General features: G+C 48.6%; 7 protein-coding genes and 1 pseudogene. 1 reads left to right on the forward strand and 7 read right to left on the reverse strand.

The window, feature by feature from the left end:
* Positions 1–85: 85 nt before the first annotated feature.
* From IO95_RS17250 to IO95_RS17275, 6 genes are all read right to left on the reverse strand, one after another.
* Complete coding sequence (locus tag IO95_RS17250; RefSeq protein WP_023490742.1) at positions 86–691, reverse strand: SIS domain-containing protein; 606 nt, start codon at positions 689–691, stop codon at positions 86–88.
* Positions 688–2,325, reverse strand: a complete 1,638-nt coding sequence (locus IO95_RS17255; RefSeq protein WP_023490741.1) for an FGGY-family carbohydrate kinase — start codon at positions 2,323–2,325, stop codon at positions 688–690. The genes IO95_RS17250 and IO95_RS17255 overlap by 4 nt, the downstream gene beginning before the upstream one ends.
* Positions 2,326–2,343: 18 nt before the next feature.
* A complete protein-coding gene (locus tag IO95_RS17260) occupies positions 2,344–3,297 on the reverse strand; it encodes an ABC transporter permease (RefSeq protein WP_023490740.1) in 954 nt (317 codons plus the stop codon).
* A 2-nt stretch (positions 3,298–3,299) separates the two neighbouring features.
* The gene (locus tag IO95_RS17265; RefSeq protein ID WP_023490739.1) at positions 3,300–4,289 is read right to left on the reverse strand and encodes an ABC transporter permease; all 990 of its coding nucleotides are present in this window, start codon (positions 4,287–4,289) and stop codon (positions 3,300–3,302) included.
* Complete coding sequence (locus IO95_RS17270) at positions 4,282–5,778, reverse strand: sugar ABC transporter ATP-binding protein (RefSeq protein ID WP_023490738.1); 1,497 nt, start codon at positions 5,776–5,778, stop codon at positions 4,282–4,284. The genes IO95_RS17265 and IO95_RS17270 overlap by 8 nt, the downstream gene beginning before the upstream one ends.
* Before the next feature lie 160 nt (positions 5,779–5,938).
* A complete protein-coding gene (locus IO95_RS17275) occupies positions 5,939–6,925 on the reverse strand; it encodes an autoinducer 2 ABC transporter substrate-binding protein (protein ID WP_023490737.1) in 987 nt (328 codons plus the stop codon).
* 603 nt (positions 6,926–7,528) lie between these two features.
* Here IO95_RS17275 and IO95_RS26145 point away from each other — a divergent pair.
* Positions 7,529–7,639, forward strand: a pseudogene (locus IO95_RS26145) (S-adenosylmethionine decarboxylase); the annotation flags it as partial.
* Positions 7,640–7,677: 38 nt separating this feature from the next.
* On the opposite strand, the gene IO95_RS17280 reads toward IO95_RS26145, so the two are convergent.
* The coding region (locus tag IO95_RS17280; protein ID WP_037383713.1) for an integrase core domain-containing protein at positions 7,678–7,992 on the reverse strand (315 nt) is incomplete at its 5' end.

A 7,992-nucleotide genomic window follows, 5' to 3' on the forward strand; every position in this document is an offset into this window, starting at 1 on the left:
CCGTGCAAGGAGCGTGCAACTGAACCTTAAATGATCGGCATTACACCTTAATGCATTTTTTTGTATGCCATATGCCCTATGCCGCTTATGATTGCTTGCGTAATTCTATGCCCACATTCCCGCCGGGATGTACCGCCAGTAATGCTTCTTTGCTAAAACCACGCCGTTCCATTAGGCAGACACAGATGGCATCAAACAGTGCCAGCACTAAAACGATGGATGTCGTCGCTAACATATTTAGCGAGTCGATTTCTTGCTGCACATGTGTTTTTAGCACTAAAGCAGAAACCTGCGCGATAGCTGACTGATCATTCTCCGTCACACTGATAATCTTCACCTGCTTACGTTGCAGCGTCGGTAACAAACGGGTCAGCTCGTCGGAATTACCGCCACGGGAGATCAGGATAATAATGTCCTGTGGCCCCAAAAAACCCAGATCGCCGTGGGCCGCATCGGTCGCATTCAGGTAAATCGCCGGCTGTTCCACACATGCCAGCATATGGGCCACTTTTCGTGCCGCAATACCTGATGTACCTACGCCGGTTACCGCAATTTTTCCACAACATCCGGCCAGCATATCCAGCACTTGTAACCATACCCGTTGGTCGACATTCTCCTTTAATACTGACAGCTCACGGCTGTAAGTCATCCAAGCATCACTGGCCAACTGCCATTCATCACTTTGGCTCATGCCTCCTCCTGCATCAATTCCTGATAGCGCATATGGTCGTGATACATCTGATGGAATACCCGATATTTGCGATCATAATAGGCTTTGATTTTATTGGTTTGCGGCGTGACTGTTTTGCCGATTCGGCTCATCGCCGTCATTGCCTCTGGCAGCGACTCAAATACGCCAGCGGCCACTGTGCCCATCATGGCGCTACCTAACAGCATAGCTTCGCTCTCTTCAGGCAAGAGCATGGCGCAGCCGGTAGCATTGGCATGCTCTTGTACAAAGATCGGGTTCTTTGTGCCTCCACCGCTGGCCATCATAGTATCAATGCTATAGCCATTCTGATTCATGGTTTCGATGATATGCCGCGTCCCTAAAGCCAGCGCCTGAATGGTCGCCAGATAGCGCAGCGCCATATCCTCAAAGGTTATCGAAAGCTTTAACCCGGTAATAATACCGGTCAGATTCGGGTTTGCCCGCGGCGAACGGTTGCCGTGGAAATACGGCAAAATATGAATGTCCTTGGTCAGGAAGGCGATATTCTCCGGCTCCCCGGCCAGCTGGCGCAAAATATGATTCAACGCCTCATAGATGGTTTCCCCTTTGCTTTTGGCTTGTGCCAGCAGCTCCGGATAGCACGGATGGGTTTGAATAATATGGTCTATCAAGGCCCCAGTTGCCGACTGCCCCCCCTCATTCAACCAGTATTTCGGCAAAATGGCGGAGTAATATGGCCCCCAGATACCGCCAATGAAATGTGCTGAGCGGGACATCGCCATATGCGCCGTTGAGGTACCACCAATCAATGCTATTCGCCGATCAAAATTGGCATTTTCGCCAGCAACCCCACTCGCACCTAAAATACCAATCGTACCGGCGTGAGCATCAATAATGGAGACGCTGACCGCAGTGCCGGGGATCAAGCCCATTTCTGACGCCGCCCGTTGGCTTAATCCGCGTCCCAATGGCTCGCCCATCGGTTTAACCATAGCACCGATTTTTGCCGCATTGTTATCCAGTAAATCAGCCAACCCGATCAATTTGAAATAGGACGAGTTCCAGCGGTCTTCATGGCCCAGATAAGTCCATTTACAGACAGTAGAACAGAGCGAACGAGTTTCATCTTTCGTTGCACGCCAGGTCAGAAAATCTGGCAAATCAAATAGATGCCCGACATTGCTCCACGTGGTTGGCATATGTTGTTTTAGCCATAGTAGCTTTGGCGTTTGCATTTCCGGTGAAATCACCCCACCAACAAACTCCAGCACCGGGTGTTTGGTGGCATTAATCCGCTCCGCCTGCGTAATCGCACGGTGATCCATCCAGACAATCACGTTTTGCTCACTCCGCCCCGATGGGCTGACCGTCAGCGGATTTCCTTCTTTGTCCAGTACCACCAGCGAGCAGGTAGCATCAAACCCCAATCCTTTCACCTGAATAGGATTGATATCGGCCTGATTAACCGCATCGCGCACCGCATTACACACCGCCTGCCAGATATTATCGGATGACTGTTCCACAAAATCGGCCTTGGGCTTAAACATGGCGATTTCACGGCTGGCCTGCCCGGCCATGCGGCCCTGCAAATCGAATACACCGGCTCTTGCGCTGCCAGTTCCTACATCTACGCCGATAAAGTAACTTGCCATTGTTTTATCCCTCAATTCTTAAGCCTTACGATTCTGTAATGCGATAAAGAGGATCAACACCCCACCCCATAGCGCCATAGTCAGGTAGCTACTTACCCCCAGCAAATTCAGGCCACTTTCCAATAATTGCAGGACTACTAGCGCCAGAATCAGGCCGATAATGCGACCAAAGCCACCATCCGGGTTAATCCCACCCAGCACCGATGCCAGAATGGTCACCAACAGATAGGACTCACCATAACCGGCTTTGGCGGAATTAAATTTTGCCATCATCAGGATGGCCGCCCCCCAACCCAATAAGGCTGACAGGATATAGACCGCAATTTGCACCCGATGGGTATTCACGCCGCTGAAACGGGTCGCCTGCTCATTAGAGCCGACCAGATAGATGCTGCGCCCCAATGTAGTATGTTCAAGCAGCACCCATAACCCAACCGAAACCAGCAAGAACAGGATCATCGCGACAGGAATGCCAGCAATATTACCGCTACCAATGTATTGAATTACTGGCGGGAATCCGGAGATAACATCACCGTTAGACAACAAAATATTCAAGCCGGTAATCAGTGTCATGGTACCCAGCGTGGCTAGAATCGGTGATACACCAATCACCGAAATCAACATACCGTTTAAGGTGCCAATCGCTACCGCCACCAGCAATCCGGCAGCTAAAGCCAGTAATAGAAACAGTGGTTGATCCGGATGGCTGACAATGATGGCAGCCATGACTAATGAACAAGCATTGGCTCCGGCAATTATCGATAAGTTAATGCCGCCAGTCAGCATGGTCAGCCCCATTCCCAGTGCCAACATGCCTAAAATCGGCAACTGTGAGGAAATAGACTGGAAATTACCCAAGCTGAAAAAGCGTTGCCCCAAGGTCAAAGAGAAGGCCAACATGACCGCCACCAGAATCAACAATTGCAGGCGGATAATACGGTCGTCAGGAATAGTTCGGTTTAGCCAGGTCATTATCAGGACTCCCTCAGCAATTTGCGTTTTTCATTCCATGCGGTACTACTGATACTCACCAAAATGATTGCGCCACTGAAAACCGTATGCCAGTAAGAAGAGACGCTCAGTAGCGTCAGTCCATTTTGCAAAAATGCCAGCAACATGACACCGAGCACTGTGCCAGTTAATGTGCCACGACCGCCGCTCATGCTGGTGCCACCGAGCACCACCGCTGCCAATACCGTCAGCTCAAATCCCATCAAGGAGTTAGGTGCAACCGATTGAGAAATCTGTGCCTGAACCACCGCCGCAACCCCCGCCAGCAACCCCATGTAGCCATAGACATACAGATGCAATCGCAGAATGTTAATCCCTAAACGGGAAGCCGCATCTTTGTTGCTGCCCATCGCAAATATCTGCCGCCCAAGGCGCGTGTAATTCATCAGCACACCGGTAAAGATAATGGTGGCCGCCAGACAAAATAGCGGTAATGTCAGGCCATAGTCATAACCGTCGCTGCCGGTAAACGAGAACCAGTTAATCCCGGTCATAAACCAGTCTGGAAAGCCGTACAGCCAGGTGCCGTTAGTGACATAAACCAGTAAGCCGTAAAACAGATTCAACGTGGCAATGGTGATAATAATCGCCGGTACTTTCAGCCAATACACCAGCAATCCATTCACCAACCCCAGCACACAACCCACGGTCATCGCCAAAACGAAAGCAAGCGGAAAGCTGCCACCGTGGGTAATGACCCATGATGCCATCACGTATTGTGCGATTGCCGTTACTGCCGGGAATGAGATATCAATACCACCGGCGATCAGTACGACAAACAGCCCACAAGCCAGAATCCCCAAAATGGCATAACTGGTCGCAACATCGGTTAAGTTACCTAATGTCAGGAACTCCGAACTTTTCAAGCTCAGACCGATAACCAGTAGCAATATCAGCAGGCCGAGATAAAACTCATGCCGCCCCGTCAGTTGACGCAGTTTTAGCTTATCCATTGACCACCTCGGCTATCTCTTGTTCGGTACACTGATGAGGGTAAAACTCAGCGACCAGTTCACCTTTGCGCATCACCAGCACCCGATGGCTGTTGTAATAAGCCTCCGAGATCTCGTCACAAATCATCAAGACTGCCATCCCCTGCTCTGCCAACGCCTTGGCAATGTGGTAAATCCCCTCTTTGTTGGCGATATCCACCCCCACCGTCGGCGAATCGAGGATCAAAATACGCGGTTGCGTTGCCACCCATTTAGCAATGGCAATCCGCTGAGCATTACCCCCCGATAGTGTTTTTACTGGTAGCGCGGTATCCGATACTTTGATGTTCAGATCCTGCACCAACTGATTGACCAGCTCAGTGGCTTTAGCGTGATCCAGCAATCCACTACGAGTATGCAATTTGTCGAAAACCGAAACGATAGTGTTGTCATAGATTGACTGTTCCATGATCAATCCCTGCGTTAGACGATCCTCAGAGACATAGCCTATCCCGTGGCGGATCGCGTCACGGTTATGACGAAAATGCACTTGTTCACCGGCTACCCATACCTCACCACTATCAGGTTGGGTCATGCCAAATAAGCTCAGACACAGCTCAGTGCGGCCTGCACCTAACAGACCGGTAATAGAAACAATTTCCCCCTGATGGAGGGTTAAATCGATATTACGAAATTGCGCCCCTCGGCTAAGTTTTCTTACTTCCAGCAATGGCTCGGCCTTCGCGGCCAGCGGGGGGAGCTGGCTGTAAGTAAAGCGTTGACCAGTCATCAGGAACGCCAGCTCATGGCTATCTAATTCGCTGGCAGGCCAAGTGCCAATCAACTTACCATCGCGCATCACACTGATACGGTCAGCCACTTCCATCACCTCATCCAACCGGTGACTGACGAACACCACACAGATACCTTGTGATTTGAGGTCGCGTACCACATTCAGCAAACCTTTCACTTCCTGACTGGTCAGCGAGGCGGTAGGTTCATCCATAATGACCAAGCGAGCATCGGCGGCGATAGCGCGGCAAATCGCCACTAACTGGCGGTCAGCAATGGAGAGTTGTTCAACTTTTTTATCTGGATCAAGGGTGACGCCCACTCGCTGCATGGCGGCTAATGCACGCTCACGCATACTCTTGCGTTTCACCCAAAAATCACCGCCAGGCAGATAACGGTGAACAGCAATATTCTCGGATACGCTTAAATTGGGGAATAATGACAGGTCTTGATAAATAACCTGTACACCATAAAAGAATGAGAGTTGTGGCGTAAACTGATGAAACAGCTTACCGTCTATCAGGATACTTGCGCCTTTCTCTGGCTGATAAACTCCTGAAATCACTTTGATAATGGTGCTTTTGCCGCAGCCATTCTGGCCTGCCAGACAGTGCACTTCTCCTTTATTCAGCGTAAGATTCACGTTATCCAGCGCCAGCACGCCGGGGAATCGCTTACTGATATGTTCAAGAGTGATAAATGCGTTAGCCTGTGTCATGACAATACCTTCCCTAACGCCGTAATGATGGCGCTATTTTATGCAGCCATTGGGTGGTGGTCAGAGCGGCAGGGCTATTCTCCCGCCGCCTGTTTCACTGATAACTTATTTCTTACCAATAAATTATGTTTACAACTATCCCTGGTGTGGCGACTGAAAATCAGAAACCTAATGTTTTTGCATTATCTTTGGTAACTTCGAGAATTTTGTTAAAACGAATCACCCCTTTTTCACTATCGACATCAGCTTTACCCAAACCTTCAATGGTCAGTTCCGGCGTGATTTTTTGCCCTTTCAGCAGTTGATCAGCAATAACCACCACCGCAAAACCCGCATCTTTCGGATCCCACAGCAATGTTTTCTTGATATCACCGCGCATCAGATAAGGTGCAGCCTGTGCTGGCATCGCAATACCGACGACGGCAATTTGATCTTTAGCCCGCTTCTTGGCAACCGCCTGACCGGCACCGATTGGCCCCAGTGAGCCAAATCCAATGATCCCTTTCATTTGCGGATAGGTCTTCATCAGATCCAGTGTGGTGGAGTAAGACTTATCAATGTTCTCCGCCACTGGCAGGCGCGGGGTCACTTCGAACATGTCCGGGTATTTCTCTTTCTGATATTTAATAGCGTAATCGGCCCAAGCGTTATGCAGCGGCACAGTCAGCGAGCCTACATAAATGGCATAGCCACCTTTACCACCCATCGCTTTTGCCAACTCATCCATATTAGCCTGAGCATATTTTTCACTATCGATAGTCTCAACATCCCACTGACCGATACGCTGATCCGGAGATTCATGGGTTAACACCACAATGCCTTTCTCTTGTGCTTTTTTCAGTACCGGTTCCAACACCTTAGCATCATTCGGAACCACAATAATGGCATCAACATTTTTGGCGATAAGGTCTTCAATTACTTTAACTTGCTGTGCTGGATCGGGTGTTGCCGGCCCAACCTGATAAGCATTAACATCCAATTTTTTTGCCGCTTCATTTACGCCAACTTCCATGCGGGTAAACCAAGGAATACCGGTAACTTTCGCCACGACAGCAATTTCATGTTTTTTCTCTGCCATCGTTTGCGTGGTAAATAGCATGCATGCAGAAACAACACATGCATTCAGTAATGCGAGATTAAGTTTCATAGCAGTACCTTTTTGTTTTCGTTCAGGTAACGGGTTGGTTGCAGGGTGACGAGCCCATGGTGTTGTACCGTGACGGTATTATTTTCATGTGGCTGCTTTTCACATGCTGGAGATTAACAAAGGAATACAAGAGGTAGCGAGATGAGTCAGATTGGAATGTGACTCAAGCCCATAATTGCTAAATTTAGTGAGTTATTAGGTTAAATTTATGTTAATTAAATATCTTGATGAATAATAATGATCAGATTAATGTTAAAAACAAACCAAAAACAAACCAACCTTTAACAGATGAGAAACATAATTAGCGTTTTGATATTCTTGCAGCACGTCATTTGATCCACAGTAATCATGTTCGCTATAACAATTAGCTGGAACTGAGATGAAGATCTCATTTCCTTATCGCTCTAGGAATTCTAAGGGCACTTTCTGCCATCAATCTCAGTCTTGACCGTGATAAACGTGTTATTTGCATGCAGATAACGTCAACATCACGTTTAGCGTTGATCTTTTTATTTCACTTCTCCCGGTTATGCAGGAGTGTATCTTTGCTGAAAAATAATAAGACGCTCTATCCCGTTTTGTTGAAGAGGATATTAAAGAGCAGATATTAAAGAGCTCTATCATATGACGGATGTGAATGTGTATCAGGAGAACATGTTTCACACCAAAATGTTGTTGAAATATTTTGATCTGAAACACTATCTGTTCAACGCACTGTTCTTGACCCGCCATCTCCAGACAGCTTTTGTATCTTAAGTTAACGATGCCCGCTGGCGTCGGTATTCTCTCGGGGAGTGATATCCCAACGCACTATGCGGATGATTTTCATTGTAATGATTGAACGCCGCCGCAAGATTCTGCAGTGCCGTTCTCACATTCGGTTTTGGCATGAACGCGATGTAGTCTTCCTTCATCGTTTTCACGAACCGCTCTGCCATTCCGTTACTTTGCGGGCTGCTCACCGCTGTTGTACACGGTTCCAGATTCAACTCTCTGGCGAACTTCCTTGTATCATGCGCGGTGTACGCTGAACCATTATCCGTCAGCCACTGCACCGGTTTAGCCGG

Source organism: Serratia sp. DD3 (assembly GCF_000496755.2).

What these genes read in the sequence shown, in the direction of transcription:
- IO95_RS17270 (WP_023490738.1), bottom strand. Translation starts at nt 5,778, where the DNA reads ATGACACAGGCTAACGCATTTATCACTCTTGAACATATCAGTAAGCGA.
- IO95_RS17255 (WP_023490741.1), bottom strand. Translation starts at nt 2,325, where the DNA reads ATGGCAAGTTACTTTATCGGCGTAGATGTAGGAACTGGCAGCGCAAGA.
- IO95_RS17275 (WP_023490737.1), bottom strand. Translation starts at nt 6,925, where the DNA reads ATGAAACTTAATCTCGCATTACTGAATGCATGTGTTGTTTCTGCATGC.
- IO95_RS17265 (WP_023490739.1), bottom strand. Translation starts at nt 4,289, where the DNA reads ATGGATAAGCTAAAACTGCGTCAACTGACGGGGCGGCATGAGTTTTAT.
- IO95_RS17250 (WP_023490742.1), bottom strand. Translation starts at nt 691, where the DNA reads ATGAGCCAAAGTGATGAATGGCAGTTGGCCAGTGATGCTTGGATGACT.
- IO95_RS17260 (WP_023490740.1), bottom strand. Translation starts at nt 3,297, where the DNA reads ATGACCTGGCTAAACCGAACTATTCCTGACGACCGTATTATCCGCCTG.